Source organism: Sphingopyxis sp. PET50, assembly GCF_025244705.1.
In the GTDB taxonomy this organism is placed as follows: Bacteria; Pseudomonadota; Alphaproteobacteria; order Sphingomonadales; family Sphingomonadaceae; genus Sphingopyxis.
In genome coordinates, this window is the sequence record NZ_CP104207.1 from 2159416 (window position 1) to 2174144 (window position 14729).

The 14729-nt window shown below is 67.4% G+C and carries 16 protein-coding genes and 3 pseudogenes; 13 read left to right on the forward strand and 6 right to left on the reverse strand.

Going from position 1 to position 14729, the window contains the following annotated elements:
* Nucleotides 1–50 precede the first annotated feature (50 nt).
* From N0A20_RS11395 to thrS, 3 genes are read right to left on the reverse strand one after another with little or no spacing between them, the layout of a single operon-like run.
* Nucleotides 51–812 carry a sulfite exporter TauE/SafE family protein gene (locus N0A20_RS11395; protein ID WP_260580514.1) on the reverse strand — a complete coding sequence of 254 codons (762 nt, stop codon included), beginning with the start codon at nucleotides 810–812 and terminating at the stop codon, nucleotides 51–53.
* Nucleotides 809–1618 (reverse strand): metallophosphoesterase, encoded by an 810-nt coding sequence (locus N0A20_RS11400; protein ID WP_260580515.1) that lies wholly within the window; start codon nucleotides 1616–1618, stop codon nucleotides 809–811. The genes N0A20_RS11395 and N0A20_RS11400 overlap by 4 nt, the downstream gene beginning before the upstream one ends.
* 41 nt (nucleotides 1619–1659) lie before the next feature.
* Nucleotides 1660–3663: a threonine--tRNA ligase gene (thrS, locus tag N0A20_RS11405; protein WP_260580516.1), complete on the reverse strand. Its 2004-nt coding sequence runs from the start codon at nucleotides 3661–3663 to the stop codon at nucleotides 1660–1662.
* Nucleotides 3664–3821: 158 nt separating this feature from the next.
* Between thrS and N0A20_RS11410 the strand changes: the two genes are divergently transcribed.
* The 13 genes and pseudogenes from N0A20_RS11410 (at nucleotide 3822) to N0A20_RS11470 (ending at nucleotide 9860) form a co-directional block, all read left to right on the forward strand.
* On the forward strand, nucleotides 3822–4223 hold the full coding sequence (locus N0A20_RS11410) for a MerC family mercury resistance protein (RefSeq protein ID WP_260580517.1): 402 nt from the start codon (nucleotides 3822–3824) through the stop codon (nucleotides 4221–4223).
* Between the two features lie 111 nt (nucleotides 4224–4334).
* Nucleotides 4335–4508 (forward strand): hypothetical protein, encoded by a 174-nt coding sequence (locus N0A20_RS11415; protein ID WP_260580518.1) that lies wholly within the window; start codon nucleotides 4335–4337, stop codon nucleotides 4506–4508.
* Between the two features lies 1 nt (nucleotide 4509).
* A complete protein-coding gene (locus N0A20_RS11420; RefSeq protein WP_260580519.1) occupies nucleotides 4510–5109 on the forward strand; it encodes a hypothetical protein in 600 nt (199 codons plus the stop codon).
* Nucleotides 5106–5297, forward strand: a complete 192-nt coding sequence (locus N0A20_RS11425; RefSeq protein WP_260580520.1) for a helix-turn-helix transcriptional regulator — start codon at nucleotides 5106–5108, stop codon at nucleotides 5295–5297. The genes N0A20_RS11420 and N0A20_RS11425 overlap by 4 nt, the downstream gene beginning before the upstream one ends.
* A gap of 4 nt (nucleotides 5298–5301) precedes the next feature.
* Nucleotides 5302–5997 carry an alpha/beta fold hydrolase gene (locus N0A20_RS11430; RefSeq protein WP_260580521.1) on the forward strand — a complete coding sequence of 232 codons (696 nt, stop codon included), beginning with the start codon at nucleotides 5302–5304 and terminating at the stop codon, nucleotides 5995–5997.
* A 4-nt stretch (nucleotides 5998–6001) separates the two neighbouring features.
* Nucleotides 6002–6232 (forward strand): alpha/beta fold hydrolase, encoded by a 231-nt coding sequence (locus N0A20_RS11435; protein WP_260580522.1) that lies wholly within the window; start codon nucleotides 6002–6004, stop codon nucleotides 6230–6232.
* 98 nt (nucleotides 6233–6330) lie between these two features.
* Nucleotides 6331–6585, forward strand: a complete 255-nt coding sequence (locus tag N0A20_RS11440) for a DUF6356 family protein (protein WP_260580523.1) — start codon at nucleotides 6331–6333, stop codon at nucleotides 6583–6585.
* A gap of 51 nt (nucleotides 6586–6636) precedes the next feature.
* Nucleotides 6637–7344 carry an alpha/beta fold hydrolase gene (locus N0A20_RS11445; protein WP_260583905.1) on the forward strand — a complete coding sequence of 236 codons (708 nt, stop codon included), beginning with the start codon at nucleotides 6637–6639 and terminating at the stop codon, nucleotides 7342–7344.
* Between the two features lie 71 nt (nucleotides 7345–7415).
* Nucleotides 7416–7853, forward strand: coding sequence for an acyl-CoA thioesterase (locus N0A20_RS11450; protein WP_260580524.1), 438 nt, complete (start codon nucleotides 7416–7418; stop codon nucleotides 7851–7853).
* Nucleotides 7854–8103: 250 nt separating this feature from the next.
* On the forward strand, nucleotides 8104–8541 hold the full coding sequence (locus tag N0A20_RS11455) for a VOC family protein (protein ID WP_260580525.1): 438 nt from the start codon (nucleotides 8104–8106) through the stop codon (nucleotides 8539–8541).
* Nucleotides 8542–8606: 65 nt separating this feature from the next.
* Nucleotides 8607–9348: pseudogene (gene gloB, locus N0A20_RS11460) on the forward strand (hydroxyacylglutathione hydrolase).
* Nucleotides 9349–9408: 60 nt separating this feature from the next.
* Nucleotides 9409–9609, forward strand: coding sequence for a hypothetical protein (locus N0A20_RS11465; protein WP_260580526.1), 201 nt, complete (start codon nucleotides 9409–9411; stop codon nucleotides 9607–9609).
* Nucleotides 9606–9860, forward strand: a complete 255-nt coding sequence (locus tag N0A20_RS11470; protein ID WP_260580527.1) for a hypothetical protein — start codon at nucleotides 9606–9608, stop codon at nucleotides 9858–9860. The genes N0A20_RS11465 and N0A20_RS11470 overlap by 4 nt, the downstream gene beginning before the upstream one ends.
* Before the next feature lie 172 nt (nucleotides 9861–10032).
* On the opposite strand, the gene N0A20_RS11475 is transcribed toward N0A20_RS11470, so the two are convergent.
* From N0A20_RS11475 to N0A20_RS11495, 3 genes and pseudogenes are all read right to left on the reverse strand, one after another.
* Entirely contained in the window at nucleotides 10033–11862 is a 1830-nt protein-coding gene (locus tag N0A20_RS11475) for an AMP-dependent synthetase/ligase (protein WP_260580528.1), read from the reverse strand.
* 44 nt (nucleotides 11863–11906) lie between these two features.
* Nucleotides 11907–13601, reverse strand: a pseudogene (ggt, locus tag N0A20_RS20740) (gamma-glutamyltransferase).
* A gap of 40 nt (nucleotides 13602–13641) precedes the next feature.
* Nucleotides 13642–14713: pseudogene (locus N0A20_RS11495) on the reverse strand (quinone-dependent dihydroorotate dehydrogenase).
* Between the last annotated feature and the right edge of the window lie 16 nt (nucleotides 14714–14729).

Here is a 14729-nt window from a genome sequence, read left to right on the forward strand (position 1 = left end):
TTGCGTCTTCGCGCGAAACATCTCTCTTTTCTTTCGTCAAAACCCTGCCTCTAGTTCAGAAGCCGCACCACCGCCGACACCGCCGCCAGCCCGAGCACCGCGGCGACCATCGCCTGCCACACATGCGCCGGAACACGGCCGAAGTGGCGCGCGCCGACCAGGTTGCCGAGCCACATCGGCGGGAAGAGGATCAGCGCGATCAGGAACAATTTCCGCGTCGCAATGCCCACCCAGAGCGCGGCAAGCGTGCCGGCGATGGCGGTGGCGAAGAAGATGAGGAGCATCGAGGCGCGCGCGACGCCGGGATCGAGCGCGCGGCGAAGATAGAAGGGCACGACCGGCGGCCCCGGCATCGCCGCGAAGCCGGTGAGGATGCCCGACGCGAAGCCCGTGCCCGCGACCGCCGCGCGGGTCGGCCGGTGGCCGTCGGGATGCTTGGGCAGCAGCACCGCGATGAAGGCGAGCACCGCCGCCAGCGTGATGAGCAATCGGGCGATGCCGGATGGCGTCGCGTCGAGCGCGACCATGCCGAGCGGCGTCGTCACCATCGCGAGCAGGGCGATCGGGATCGCGGTCGGGCGGTCGGCGTCGGCGAGGATGAGGCGGATGCCCACCGGCCCGATCAGCAGCTGGAGCAATATGCCGAGCACCACCGCCTCCTCGGGACCGATGATCAGCCCGAGCAGGGGCACGAGGATGATCGCCATGCCGAAACCGGTCAGCCCGCGCACATAGGCGGCGCCAAAGGTCATCGCCGCCGCGCCGGCGAGGGTCAGCGGCGCGAGGCCAACGAGTTGCTGGACGCCGCTCACCGCTGGGGGCCCAAGGTCACCAGCCAGACGTCGGGCGGCACGCCATAGCGCAGCGGCAATATGCTGGTGCCGAGCCCCGCGCCGACGAAGATTTTCTGTCCGCCGTCGGTCATCGCGCCGCAACCGAAGCGGTCGCCATATTTCGAGGCGTAGCTGAGCGGTCCGACGAGGGGCAGCGCGATCTGGCCGCAATGGGTGTGGCCCGCGAACACCGCATCGACCGGCGCGGGCAGGTCGGGGACGATGTCGGGGCTGTGCGTCGTCAGGATGCGCGGCCCCGGCCCGAGCGCGTCCATCGCGGCATAGCTGCGTTTCAGATTGTCGTGGCTGGTGACCTTGTCGTCGACCCCGCCGACGATCAGCGGCCCGCGCCGCACTGCCTGGTTGCGCAGCACGGTGACCCCCGCGGCCTTCATGCCCTTGGCGATCGGTTCGGGCTGGAACCAATAGTCATGGTTCCCCAGCACCGCGATCACGCCATATTTCGCCTTCGCCTGGGCAAAGGGCGCAGTCAGTTCGGCGGCCGAATAGTGGCGCGTCGAGAGCGTCTTGCCGCTATGGAAATCGCCCGCGAGCAGGATCAGGTCGGGTTTGAGGCCATTGAAGCGGCGCAGGATCGAGGCGAGCCGCTCGGGCGGCATGTCGGGCCCCGCGACATGGGTGTCGGAGACGAGCAGCACGCGCATCGGCGGCGCATCTGCCGGCCAATCGGCAAGTTCGACGCTCGCGGTGCGGACGATCGGATCGGCGCCGGCGTTCCACAGCCCGCGGCCGATGAGCAGCAGGCCGAGCAGGACCAGCAACATCAGCCAGCGCCACCACCGGCGGCGCTTTACCGGGTTCGCGCTCAATCGCGCAGGTCGGGCGGGGTCGCCTCGCCCTTCAGCATCGCGATCGCCTCGGCGAGCGGCAGGATGCGCTGGCCGTCCTGGCCGAGGGTGCGGATCGCGACCGTGCCTTCCTCGGCCTCGCGCTTGCCGACGACGAGCAGGTACGGGACCTTCTGCAGGCTGTGCTCGCGCACCTTGTAGTTGATCTTCTCGTTCCTGAGATCGTTTTCGGCGCGGATGCCCGCGGCGGTGAGCTGCGCCAGCGCGTCCTTCGCATAATCGTCGGCGTCGCTGACGATCGTCGCGACGACCGCCTGCACCGGCGCGAGCCAGGTCGGGAAGCGGCCGGCGAAATGCTCGATCAGGATGCCGATGAAGCGTTCATAGGTGCCGAGGATCGCGCGGTGGAGCATCACCGGGCGGTGGCGCTCGCCGTCCTCGCCGATATAGCTCGCATCGAGCCGTTCGGGCAGCACGCGGTCGGACTGGATCGTCCCGCACTGCCACGTCCGCCCGATCGCGTCGGTCAGGTGGAATTCGAGCTTGGGGGCATAAAAGGCGCCCTCGCCCGGCAATTCCTCCCAGCCATAATCCTCGGTCGCCATGCCGGCGCGGACGACCGCCTCGCGCAGTTCGGCCTCGGCCTTGTCCCACATCTCCTCGGTCCCGAAGCGCTTTTCGGGGCGCAGCGCGAGCTTCACCGCATATTTCTCGAAGCCGAGCTCGCGATAGACGCGGTCGAGCAGCGCGCAGAAGGACCGCACCTCCTCGACGATCTGGTCCTCGCGGCAGAAGATATGGCCGTCGTCCTGTGTGAACTGGCGCACGCGCATGATGCCGTGCAGCGCGCCGTGCGGCTCGTTGCGGTGGCAGCAGCCCATTTCGGCCATGCGCAGCGGCAGGTCGCGATACGACTTCATGCCCTGGCGGAAGATCAGGACATGCGCGGGGCAGTTCATCGGCTTCAGCGCCATCCATTCGGCGTCGTCCGACACCAGCGGGCCTTCGTCCTCGATGTTCGGCACCTCGTCGGGGATGACGAACATATTCTCGCGATATTTGCCCCAGTGGCCCGACTGCTCCCATTGCTTGGCGTCCATCACCTGCGGGGTCTTGACCTCCTGATAGGCGGCGCCGTCGATCGCGCGGCGCATATAGGCCTCGAGCTCGCGGTAGATGCGATAACCCTTGGGGTGCCAGAAGACGCTGCCGTGCGCTTCCTCCTGCAGGTGGAACAGGTCCATCTCGCGTCCGATCTTGCGATGGTCGCGCTTCGCGGCCTCCTCCAGCCGGACGAGATGTTCGGCGAGCTGCTTCCGGTTGAGCCAGCCGGTGCCGTAGATGCGGCTGAGCTGCGCATTCTTCTGGTCGCCGCGCCAATAGGCGCCCGACACGCGCGTCAACTTGAACGCGGCGGGGTCAAGCTTGCCCGTCGAGGCGAGGTGCGGCCCGCGGCACATGTCCATCCAGCCGTCACCGCTGCGATAAACGGTCAGTTCCTCGCCGTCGGGCAGTTCGGCCGCCCATTCGGCCTTGAACGTCTCGCCATCGGCCCGCCATTTGGCGATCAGCGCGTCGCGCTCCCACACCTCGCGCGTCAGCGGAAGGTCGGCGGCGATGATCCGGCGCATCTCCTCTTCGATCAGCGGCAGTTCCTCGTCGCGGAACGGACCATGGTCGGCGGTCGGCGCGAAGTCGTAATAGAAGCCGTCGCCGGTCGAGGGGCCGAAGGTGATCTGCGTGCCGGGGAAGAGGTTCTGCACCGCCTCGGCGAGCACATGCGCATAGTCGTGGCGCACCAGTTCGAGCGCGTCGGCCTCGTCGCGGCTGGTCACCAGCGCGAGGTTCGTATCCTCCTCCAGCGGGCGCATGATGTCGCGCAGCTCGCCGCCCACTTTCGCCGCCAGCGCGGCCTTGGCGAGGCCGGGTCCGATGGCGGCGGCGATCTCGGCCGGAGTGGTCCCGCGCGCGACTTCACGGGCAGAGCCATCGGGAAGGGTGACGCGGATCATCTGGGACATCGGAAAAATCGGCCTTTCTGGCGGGGTAAAACTGCGCCCCTTTGCCAGCATGCGATATGGGCGGCAAGGGCGCTGTTCGCAATCGCAGCCGCAACCGGGCTTGCAATGATACAATGTATCATTATCTGAGGCCACGACCCTCCAGCGAAAGTCCTCTCATGTCCCTCCCCGCCGCGCGCCCGCGTCTCGCCGACCTGACCGGCCTGGCATTGTCGGCGACCTGCCTCGTCCACTGCCTCGCCCTGCCGATGCTGTTGCTGCTCGCGCCCGCGCTCGGCCACTGGATCGCGCTGCCCGAATGGACGCACGCCGCGATCCTGCTGCTCGCGCTGCCCGCCGCCGCTGTGGCGATGCGCGGCGGCTGGCGGCGGCACGGCCATATGGCACCGCCGCTGACCGCCGCCGCCGGTCTCGTCCTCCTCGCGCTGGGATTGGCCGCGCACGAGGGCTGGATCGTCTTCGCCGATGCCGCGGCCGCGGACCGGCTCTTCACCTCCGCCGGCGCGCTCGGCCTGACGGGCGCGCATCTCGCCAACTGGCGATTGAGCCACCGCCACTGAGCGTTTGCGTCCGGCCTGAACATAGCGACCTTGTCACTTTGTCAATGTCGCTTGACAATGCTGAATCATTGTGTCAATGTTCCTTTACTGATTACCAAGGGAGCTTGACCAATGTCACCGATCTTCAAGGCCGTCTGCTGGGCCGTCGCCATCCTTTGCATTGCTCTCGCCAGTGCCCTGCGATTCATTCCGGGAAAGCTCGCGACGAGCCTCATCACGGTGCTGCCACTCGTCATGGTCGCGATCATGGCGTCGCGGCCCTGTATCCGCGCGCAGGCGGCCTGAGATGACCGACGACACCGCCGCCGCGTCGGCCAAGCGCGCCGTCACCTTCTGGATCTTCGCCTTCGTCGGCGCGATGTTCGGGACCGCCCTTCTGCTGAGGACCACCGCGATCGTCCCGGCACCATGGGGCATGGCGGTGCTGATCGCGCCGATGCTGCTGCTGATCCCACTGGTCCGCGCCGCCGAGGCGATGCAGCGGCAGACCGGGTGCGATTCAGCCGCCGCAGTGCGCTACAACCGCCGCATCCTCTTCGCCTCCTTCCTTTATGTCGCCGGCCTCGCCGCCGCGCTGATCCTGTTCAAGGGGCAGGATGTGTCGAAGCCGGTCGCGGCATTGCTGTCGCTGCTCCCGACATTGCCGGTGTTCGGCATCATCTGGGCGATGGGGCGCTATATCGTCGAGGAGAGCGACGAATATCTGCGGGCGCGCACTGTGAGTGCGGCGCTGGTGGCGACGGGGCTGTTGCTGGCGGTAGCGACATTCTGGGGGTTCCTCACCACTTTCGAGGTCGTGCCGAACGTTCCGATGTGGGCCGCGGTGCCCGTCTGGTGCTTCGGGCTCGGCATCGGCCAGCTGGTGAACAAGGTGCGCGGAGCGTGAAGAACCGCCTGAAGGTCCTGCGCGCCGAGCGCGACTGGAGCCAGCAGGACCTGGCCGAACGGCTGGAAGTGTCGCGCCAATCGGTCAATGCGATCGAGACCGGCAAATACGACCCCTCGCTCCCCCTCGCCTTTCGCATCGCCGACCTGTTCGCGATGCGCATCGAAGAGATTTTCCAGAGAGATTGACGCCATGAAACATCGTTTTTCCGTCGCCGTCCTGTCCCTGATGGGCGCCGGCCTGATCGCTGCCGCCCCCGCCGAGGCCGCCGCATCCTGCGCCGCCGGGCCGAACGAGGGCGAACGGATCACCATCCTGGTCGAGGGCGAGGGCCCCGACGTCGTGCTGATCCCCGGCCTGTCGAGCCCGCGCGCGGTGTGGGATACGACCGCCGAGCGGCTGAAAGGCCGATACCGGCTGCACCGCGTCCAGATCCGCGGCTTCGGCGACGATGCGGGCGCCAATGCCGAGGGGCCGGTGCTCGAACCGATGATGCGCGAGGTCGCCGGCTATATCGACGAGTGCATCACCGATGCCGGGCGCCCCGCGCCCGCCATCATCGGCCATTCGATGGGCGGCCTCACCGGGCTGATGATCGCGGCGCGCGCGCCGGGCGAGGTCGGCCGAGCTGATGATCGTCGACGCCGTGCCGTTCATCGGCACGCTGTTCGATCCTGCCGCGACGGTAGAGAGCGTCACGCCGCAGGCCGGACAGATGGCGGCGATGATGCGCGCACAATATGGCCAGCCCAAACCGACGGGTCCCGCGACCGACCCCGGCGCGGCGAGCATGGCGGGCAGCATGTCGAACACCCCGGCGGGCCGCACAGCGATCGCCCGCTGGACGCGCGACGCCGACCCGCGCGTGTCGGCGCAAGTCCTTTTTGAGGTCATGACCACCGATATGCGCGGCGAACTGGCGGCGGTGACGGCGCCGGTGACGCTGCTCTATGCGCAGGACGACAGCGCGATGCCCGCCGAGCGCGCCAAGGCAGCGTTCGAGCCGCAATATGCAGGAGTCGCCAGGTTCAGCGCGCAGATGGTGCGGGGCAGCCGCCACTTCATCATGCTCGACCAGCCGGAGACGTTCGCGGCGGCGGTGGATGCGTTTCTGGCGGAGTGAATCCCTTTCCTCCTCGATGGGGAGGAAATGCTTAGCGCCGCCCTTGCCCGCTTCCCGCTCCCCGGCTAGGGCGGGCGCAGCCGGAAAGGAGCCTCCCCATGTTCAAGCGCCTGTTCGTCGATCACCCAAAGAGCGTCGATGAAAATTACCTCGAGCATTTCGCCGTGGCGTCGAAATTCGGCGTCACGATGATCTGGGGCGGGATGTGTGCGCTGGTCCATGCGGTGGTCCCCGGCTGGTGCATCACCACCGGCAGCGACACGATCGTGCGGCTCAACCGGATCATGGTCGAACAGCGCCGCGCCAAGGGGCAGGCGGTGATGCAGATGAGCACGATCGACTGGGTGATCTGAGCGGCATGGCCGAGCGCGGTTCGCTATCTCGACCGCCCCGCGCGGCCGCGCCTGGCCTATCGCCATGTTGCGGGCGCGGGGCCGGGAATCGTCTTCCTCCCCGGCTATATGTCCGACATGGCGGGCGGCAAGGCGACCGCGCTTTTCGACTGGGCGGCCCGCGAAGGCCGGGCGTGCCTGCTGCTCGATTATGCCGGATGCGGGCTGTCGGACGGGCTGTTTTCGGAGCAGACGCTGGCCGACTGGCGCGGCGATGTGCTCGACCTGATCGACGCGAAGGCGGATGGACCCGTCGTCATCGTCGGATCGTCGATGGGCGGCTGGCTGATGCTGCTCGCCGCGCTGGCGCTCGTCGCACGCGACGGGGCGGACCGGGTGGCGGGGCTCGTCGGCATCGCCGCGGCGCCCGATTTCACCGACTGGGGCTTCACCGCGGAGGAGAAGGCGATCATCCTCGCCGAGGGCGAACTGCGCGAAGCGACGCCCTACAGCGATCAGGATTATGTCACGACGCGCGCCTTCTGGCAGTCAGGCGAGGCGAACCGGCTGCTCGACGCCGACATTCCGCTCGCCTGCCCGGTGCGGCTGCTTCACGGGCAGGAGGATGGCGACGTGCCGCCCGGTATCAGCCTGCGCCTGTCGGCCGCGCTCGCGAGCGAGGATGTGCAGGTGACGCTCGTCAAGGGCGGGGACCACCGATTGTCCCGAGATGGCGATATAGCGCTGCTGGTCGACACCGTGTCGCGTTTGGTCGCCTAAACTAAACTTTGATTGAAAAAGCAGTGTTCCCCCGCGAAGGCGGGGGCACAGCAAGTTATGAGAGGACAAGGATGCCCCGCAGCGACTTCAAATTCCACGTCAGCAAGCGCGTCCGCTACGCCGAAATCGACGCGCAGGCGGTGGTGTTCAACAGCCGCTACCTCGAATATTTCGACATCGGCGTCACCGAATATTGGCGCGGCGTCGGCGTCTATGACCGCTGGCCGGGGCACACCGGCCCCGAATTCCACGTCGCGCGCGCCGAGGTCGACTACAAGCGGCCGATTCTGCTCGACGAGGAGATCGACATCTGCGTGCGCTGTTCGCGCGTCGGCCGCAGTTCGATGACCTTCCTGTTCGAACTGCACGGCAAGGGACAGGACGACCTGCGCGCCACCGGGCTGGAGGTCAGCGTCCATGTCGAGGAAGCCCGCGGCGCGACGGCGCCGGTGCCGGAGGAATTTCTGGAATTGTTCGAGGCTTTTGAGGGGAAGAGCCTGAGAAGCTGAGTAAGGGTCGGGTATCGGGCGGGAGCGGACATTTATCTCCCCCTCCCGCAGGCGGGAGGGGTCGGGGGTGGGCAGCACCCTCACAATGGCCCACCCCGCTGCGACTAACGAACAAGTTCGTAAGTCTCGCTGCCCCTCCCGCTTGCGGGAGGGGAGACCAGCCTATTACTCAAACGTCCGCTTCCCACCCCAATCCCGCCATTTCATCCAGGACGGTTACAATCCCCCGCCCATCGCCTATGTTGGCACCATGACGAAATATCTCCACACGATGATCCGCGTGTCGGACCCCGACGCGACCATCCGCTTCTTCAACCTGATCGGGCTGGAGGAAGTCCGCCGCTTCGACAGCGAGGCGGGGCGCTTCACGCTGATCTTTCTCGCCCCGCCGGGACAGGCCGGGGTGGCCGAGGTCGAGCTGACGTACAACTGGCCGCCCGAGGACGGCAGCGCGCCCGAAACCTATGCCGGCGGGCGCAATTTCGGGCATCTCGCCTATCGCGTCGACGATATCTATACGACCTGCCAGCGGCTGGTGGACGCCGGGGTGACGATCAACCGCCCGCCACGCGACGGCCATATGGCGTTCGTGCGCTCGCCCGACGGCATTTCGGTCGAGCTGCTGCAGGACGGTCATCTGCCGCCGCAGGAGCCCTGGGCGTCGATGCCCAATATAGGAAGCTGGTGACCAAGGCGGCCTCCCCTTCGCGCCGTCTATGGGGTAGGATGAGGACGGAAACGAAAGGAGACGCCATGGCCGCGCTGGACATCGTCCGCATTCCCGTCCTCCGCGACAACTATGTCTGGCTGGTCCACGAGCCCGCGAGCGGCGCGACGATGGCGGTCGATCCCGCGGTCGCCGAGCCGGTGCTGGAGGCCGCGGCGGCGCGCGGCTGGGCGATCAGCGACATCTGGAACACCCATTGGCACCCCGACCACACCGGCGGCAACGCCGCGATCAAGGAGGCCGCCAAGGCCTGGGGGGGCTGCACGATCACCGGCCCCGCGGCCGAATATGCGCGCATCCCGACGCTCGACGTGCAGGTGAAGGGCGGCGATACCGTCCGGCTGGGCGATGTCGCCGCCGAGGTGTGGGACGTGCCCGCGCACACCGCCGGTCATATCGCCTATCATTTCGCTCGGCGACGGCGCGATCTTCGTCGGCGACACGATGTTCGCGATGGGGTGCGGACGCCTGTTCGAGGGCACCGCCGAGCAGATGTTCGCCAATATGCAGCAACTCGCGACGCTCGACGACGCGACGCGCGTCTATTGCGCGCACGAATATACGCTGTCGAACGCGCGCTTCGCGGTAACCGTCGATCCGGGCAATGAAGCGCTGGCGGCGCGGCTGGCCGCGGTCGAGTCGGCGCGCGCGGCAGGCGAAGCGACCGTGCCGACGACGATCGGCGCCGAGCGCGCGACTAATCCCTTTCTGCGCGCGCCCACCGCCGCCGAACTCGGCCGCATCCGCGCGCTGAAGGACGCGGCATGACGGCTTCAGCAACCATTCATCGCCCCGGCCGTAAATTGTCCCAGTCGCAGGAGTCTCCCCATGGCGAAATCCTATCCCTTTCGTGCCGCGGTGCTGGCCGCCGCGATGATGCCGCTCGTCGTGCGGCTGCGCCGCGTCCGATACCGACGCGCCGCGCGCCGAAGCGCTGACCCCGAAACAGGCCCAGACGCTCGACAAGCAGCTGGCGGGCAAGGTCGCGGGCGAACCGGTGCGCTGTCTGTCGAACAGCGCGACCTATGAAACGATCCGCGTGTCCGACGAAATATTGCTGTACCGCGCGGGCGGCCTGCTTCGTGTACCGCAACGACCTGAAAAGCAGTTGCCCCGGCCTGGCCCGCGACAGCGACATCATGGTCATCAGGCAGTTCGGCGGATCGACCTGCAGCGGCGATTTCTTTCACCTGGTCGACCGGACGAGCGGCATCCGCGGCCCGACCTGCGTGCTCGGAGATTTTGTCCCCTATCGCAAACCGGCGGGGGACGAAGGCTGAACCCGGCGTTCAGCGACGGGCGGGGGGTCGGTTTGTGCCGAGTTCTTCGGGTCGCAACCCCCGCCCGTCAATTGAGATGATCGTCGCCCCCGCGCAGGCGGGGGCCGCCATCGGTTTACGCAGCGGCGCGGAATAAGGCCGACCGCGGCCCCCGCCTGCGCGGGGGCGACACCTACCCCTTGTACATCGCCGCAATCTTGTCGGCATAGACTTCGCGCAGCACATGGCGGCGGATCTTCATCGACGGGGTCATCTGCTCGTTCTCGATCGTGAACGGCTCATCCGCCAGGTCGAACTTGCGCACCTTCTCGATCACCGATAGCTGGCCGTTCACCCGGTCGACCGCCGCCCGTAGCGCGGCACGGAATTTCTCATGCTCGCGCAGCAGCTTCATGTCCTTGGGCAATCCCTCGGTCTCGGCCCATTCGGCGGCCCATTCGGGGTCGGGAACGAGCAGCCCGACGAGATGCGGGCGCTTGTCGCCATAGACCATTGCCTGCAATATCTCGGGCTGGAGAGTCAGCATGCCTTCGACGCGCTGCGGCGCGACATTGTCGCCCTTGTCGTTGACGATCAGATCCTTCTTGCGGTCGGTGATGACGATGCGGCCCTTGTTGTCGATATGGCCGATGTCGCCGGTGTGCAGCCACGGCCCCTTGTCGGGCTCGGCGGGATCGACGACCAGCACGCGCTCGGTCTCGGGCTTGTTGCGCCAATAGCCCTTCATCACCAGTTCGCCGCGAACGAGGATTTCACCGTCGTCGGCGATGCGCACCTCGGTGTTCATCAGCGGCGGGCCGACCGTGTCCATCTTGAGCCCGACCGACGGGCGGTTGCAGCTGATCACCGGCCCCGCCTCGGTCTGGCCGTAACCCTGGAGCAGGGTCAGCCCGATCGAGTGGAAGAACACCCCGATTTCGGGGTTGAGCGGAGCGCCGCCCGACACCAGCGCTTTCATCCGGCCGCCGAAGCGCTGCTGGATCTTGGGACGGAACAGCTTATTGAGGATCAGGTCGACCGGGCGGTCGAACACGCCCATCCGCCGCTCATAATCCTTTTCGCCGACGCGTAGCGCTTGCCGCAGCATCCAGTTGGCGAGCTTGCCCTGTTTCTCGACCGACTTGATCATCCGCGCGCGGATCACCTCGAACAGGCGCGGCACGACGACCATGATCGTCGGCTTCGTCTCCTCGATGTTCGAGACGAGCTTTTCCAGCCCCTCGCTGTAATAGATTTGCGCGCCGACCATGATCGGCAGGAATTGCCCGCCAGAATGTTCATAGGCGTGGCTCAAAGGCAGGAAGGAAAGGAACACCTCTTCGTCGCCGATCCCGAAGTCGTTGACCAGCACCTCGGCCGCGCCGGCGGTATTGTGCAGGATCGCGCCATGATGCTGCATCACCCCGCGCGGCGCCCCGCCGGTGCCGCTGGTATAGATCAGGCACGCGATATCCTCGCGCTTTACCCCCAGCCCGCGCGCCTTGGTCTCCTCGACCCAGGTCGCGCCATTTTCGACCAGCGGCGCCCAGTCGCGGATCTCGACGTCGCCCTGCTGGCCGACGCGCAGGCTCTCCATGCTGATCACCAGCCGGGCTTCGGACCGCATCACCGCGGGCATCAGCACGCGGGCGAGCTTCGCGGTCGACACGATCACCGCCTTGGCGCCGCTGTTGTCGAGGATATGCTGATGGTCGCGCTCGGTGTTGGTGGTGTAGGTCGGCACGGTGATGCAGCCCGCCGCCATAATGCCCAGGTCGGCGATGCAGAATTCGGGCCGGTTCTCGCTGACCAGCACGACCCGGTCGCCCTCCTTCAGGCCGAGCTCGCGCAGGTTGTGCGCGAGCGCCGATACCTGGTTCGCGACCTGGCGCCAGCTTAAAGGTTGCCAGGCGCGGTCGGCCTTGCGCCACAGGAACGCGTCCTCGCCGCCCTTTTCGGCGCGGTCGAAGAACATAGCGACCAGGCTGGGAAAATGGTCGAGATGGGGATTTTCCAGCTTCATGCTTCCTGCTCTCCCGGGGAGGATGGACCTGTTTTCTCGTGTCTCTAGCTTTGCGGGGGCGCGCCATCCACCGACGATGTGCCTGGGCCGCGCGGGTCGGCGGCGCCGTGCCATGCCTCGCCAACGCGCTGTGCGGCGTTGAGTTTCGAGCCGAGATCGGTGGGCACGAACGGATAGCCGAAGGGCGCCATTTTGCCGGCGATCGCCTGACCCGCGGCGTCATTCTCGATCAACACGCCATCCTGGCCGAAGAAGAGATTGGGCAGCGCGATCGCATCCTCGGCGCTGAGACCCCAGTCGAGGACACCGACGAGCGTCTTGGTCACGTGCATGATGATCCGTTTGCCGCCCGCCGAACCGACCGCAAGCACGACCTTGCCGTCGGGGCCATAGACGATCGTTGGCGACATCGAGGACAGCGGGCGCTTGCCCGCCTGCACCCGGTTCGCGGCGGGGGCGCCGTCCTTGACCGGGCTGTGGTCGAAATCGGTGAGCTCGTTGTTGAGGAAATAGCCGTTGACGTTGAGGTGGCTGCCGAAAATGCTTTCGACGGTCGAGGTCATCGACGCGACATTGCCGTCCTTGTCGACCACGACGAAATGTGTCGTGCCCTGTTCGGGAACCGGACCCGACGGGGTGCGCGGCGGCGCGCCCGGCGGGTTGCCCGCCGGATAGGCGGCGGCGCGGCCATAGGGCGAGATCAGCGCAGCGGCGCTCGGACAGATATGTCTTGTCGAGCAGGCCGGCGACCGGAACGTCGACGAAATCGCCGTCGCCGAGATATTTGTCGCGGTCGGCATAGGCGAGTTGCATCGCTTCCGAGAGCAGATGCCAGCTCATCGGATTGTCCTTGCCCATCGCCTTCATGTCCCAGCCTTCGAGGATGCCGAGGATGCCGAAGACGGTGGTCGCGCCCGACGAGGGCGGCCCCATGCCGCAGACCCTGTAGACGCGATAGGTCGTGCAGACCGCGGGCCTGTCCTGCGCCTTGTAGGCGGCGAGGTCCCTGGCGGTGAGCGTCGCGGGATTGCGCGCAGACTTCGCCACCGCCTCGCTGATCGCCTTCGCATTGGCGCCGGTATAGAAGGCGTCGGGTCCCCTGGCGGCGATATCGCGCAGCAGCGCGGCATAGGCGGGGTTCCTGATCACCGTGCCCACCGGCGCGGGCTTGCCGTCGACATAATAGAGCGCGCGGGCGGCGGGGAAATCCTTCCACATTTCCTGATAACGTTCGAGCCAGCCATAAAGCGCCGCAGCGTGACCTCGAACCCTTTCTCGGCGAGCCTGATCGCGGGCTGGAACAGCGCCTCCCATTCGAGCTTGCCCCATTTCCTGTGGGTCAGCTCCATCAGGCGGATGTTGCCGGGCACGCCGACCGACAGGCCGCCGGGGATCACGTCGGCATAACCGCGTGGTTTGCCGTCGGGGCCCAGGAAACGCTCGGGCGTGGCGCCCGCGGGCGCCGTCTCGCGGCCGTCGATCGTGCCGATCCGATCGGCCTTCGCATCATGATAGACGAGGAAGCCGCCACCGCCGACGCCGCTCGACTGCGGTTCGACCAGCGTCAGCACCAGCATCATCGCCATGGCGGCATCGGCGGCCGAGCCGCCCTGGTGCAATATTTCCCGCCCCGCCTCGGTCGCGCGCGGATCGGCGGAGGAGGTGACGCCCTGCGCCGCGGCCAGCGACGGGAGGGCGGCGAGAAGCAGAGCAAAGGCAACGAAGAGTCTGTGGATCATCCGCGGGACATTGGCGTGCGGGGAAGGATGGCGCAACCCGTCAATCGCCCACCCCGACCGCATCGGCGACGCGCGTGAAGCCGTCGCGCACCGCCAGATCCTCGAGCCCGCGCGCGATCCGCGCGGCAAGGCCGGGACCGGCGTAGACCATTGCCGAATAGATTTGCACGAGGCTCGCCCCCGCGCGGATGCGCCTCCACGCCTGTTCGGCGCTGGCGATGCCGCCGACGCCAATGAGCGGAATCTGCCCGCCGCTCGCGTTGCGAAAATCCTTGAGCCGCTGAAGCGCGAGGTCGTGAAGCGGCGCGCCCGACAGCCCGCCCGCCTCGTGCGCGTGGCGCGAGCGCAGCGCCGGCCAGGCCGATCGTGGTGTTCGACACGATCAGCGCCGCCAGCCCCTTGTCGAGCGCGACCGCAACGACATCGTCGATGTCGGCGGGTTCGAGGTCGGGCGCGACCTTCAGGAACACCGGCTTGGCCGCGCCGAGCGGCTGCGCCGCATCGACCGCGTCGAGCAGCGCCTCCAGCGCCCCCTTGTCCTGCAGCGCGCGCAGGCCCGGCGTGTTCGGCGAGCTGATATTGACCGTCAGATAATCGGCGAGCGGCGCCATCGCCGCCGTGCCCCTGGCATAATCGGCAATGCGGTCGTCGCTGTCCTTGTTGGCGCCGATGTTGATGCCGAGCGGCACCGCCATGCCGCAGGCGCGCAGCTTCGCGATCCGCTCCATCGCTGCGGCCTGCCCGCCGTTGTTGAAGCCCATGCGGTTGATCACCGCACCGTCCTCGACCAGCCGGAACAGGCGCGGGCGCGGATTGCCCTCCTGCGGCAGCGGGGTGAGCGTGCCGACCTCGACGAAACCGAATCCGAAGCGCGGCATCACCGCGGCGGCGCGCGCATCCTTGTCGAAGCCGGGGGCGAGCCCGACCGGGTTCGGGAAGCTCAGCCCGGCGACCTCGGTCCTGAGGATGGGGCTGGTCAGCGCGACGCGCGCACGCGGCAGCGTTTCGAGCGCCGCGATGGTCAGATTATGCGCCGCCTCGCCGTCGCTCGCATGGACGATCGGACGGACGAGCGCATAGGCGGCGTCGGTGAGCGAGGCGAAGAGCGACATGGCCCGCCATTGCGCG

Coding starts and splice junctions, on each gene's coding strand:
- N0A20_RS11435 (WP_260580522.1), top strand. CDS start 6,002: ATGACCACCGATATGCGCGGCGAACTGGCGGCGGTGACGGCGCCGGTG.
- N0A20_RS11455 (WP_260580525.1), top strand. CDS start 8,104: ATGACGAAATATCTCCACACGATGATCCGCGTGTCGGACCCCGACGCG.
- N0A20_RS11440 (WP_260580523.1), top strand. CDS start 6,331: ATGTTCAAGCGCCTGTTCGTCGATCACCCAAAGAGCGTCGATGAAAAT.
- N0A20_RS11430 (WP_260580521.1), top strand. CDS start 5,302: ATGAAACATCGTTTTTCCGTCGCCGTCCTGTCCCTGATGGGCGCCGGC.
- N0A20_RS11400 (WP_260580515.1), bottom strand. CDS start 1,618: ATGTTGCTGGTCCTGCTCGGCCTGCTGCTCATCGGCCGCGGGCTGTGG.
- N0A20_RS11470 (WP_260580527.1), top strand. CDS start 9,606: ATGAAACGATCCGCGTGTCCGACGAAATATTGCTGTACCGCGCGGGCG.
- N0A20_RS11415 (WP_260580518.1), top strand. CDS start 4,335: ATGTCACCGATCTTCAAGGCCGTCTGCTGGGCCGTCGCCATCCTTTGC.
- N0A20_RS11450 (WP_260580524.1), top strand. CDS start 7,416: ATGCCCCGCAGCGACTTCAAATTCCACGTCAGCAAGCGCGTCCGCTAC.
- N0A20_RS11410 (WP_260580517.1), top strand. CDS start 3,822: ATGTCCCTCCCCGCCGCGCGCCCGCGTCTCGCCGACCTGACCGGCCTG.
- N0A20_RS11420 (WP_260580519.1), top strand. CDS start 4,510: ATGACCGACGACACCGCCGCCGCGTCGGCCAAGCGCGCCGTCACCTTC.
- N0A20_RS11475 (WP_260580528.1), bottom strand. CDS start 11,862: ATGAAGCTGGAAAATCCCCATCTCGACCATTTTCCCAGCCTGGTCGCT.
- thrS (WP_260580516.1), bottom strand. CDS start 3,663: ATGTCCCAGATGATCCGCGTCACCCTTCCCGATGGCTCTGCCCGTGAA.
- N0A20_RS11465 (WP_260580526.1), top strand. CDS start 9,409: ATGGCGAAATCCTATCCCTTTCGTGCCGCGGTGCTGGCCGCCGCGATG.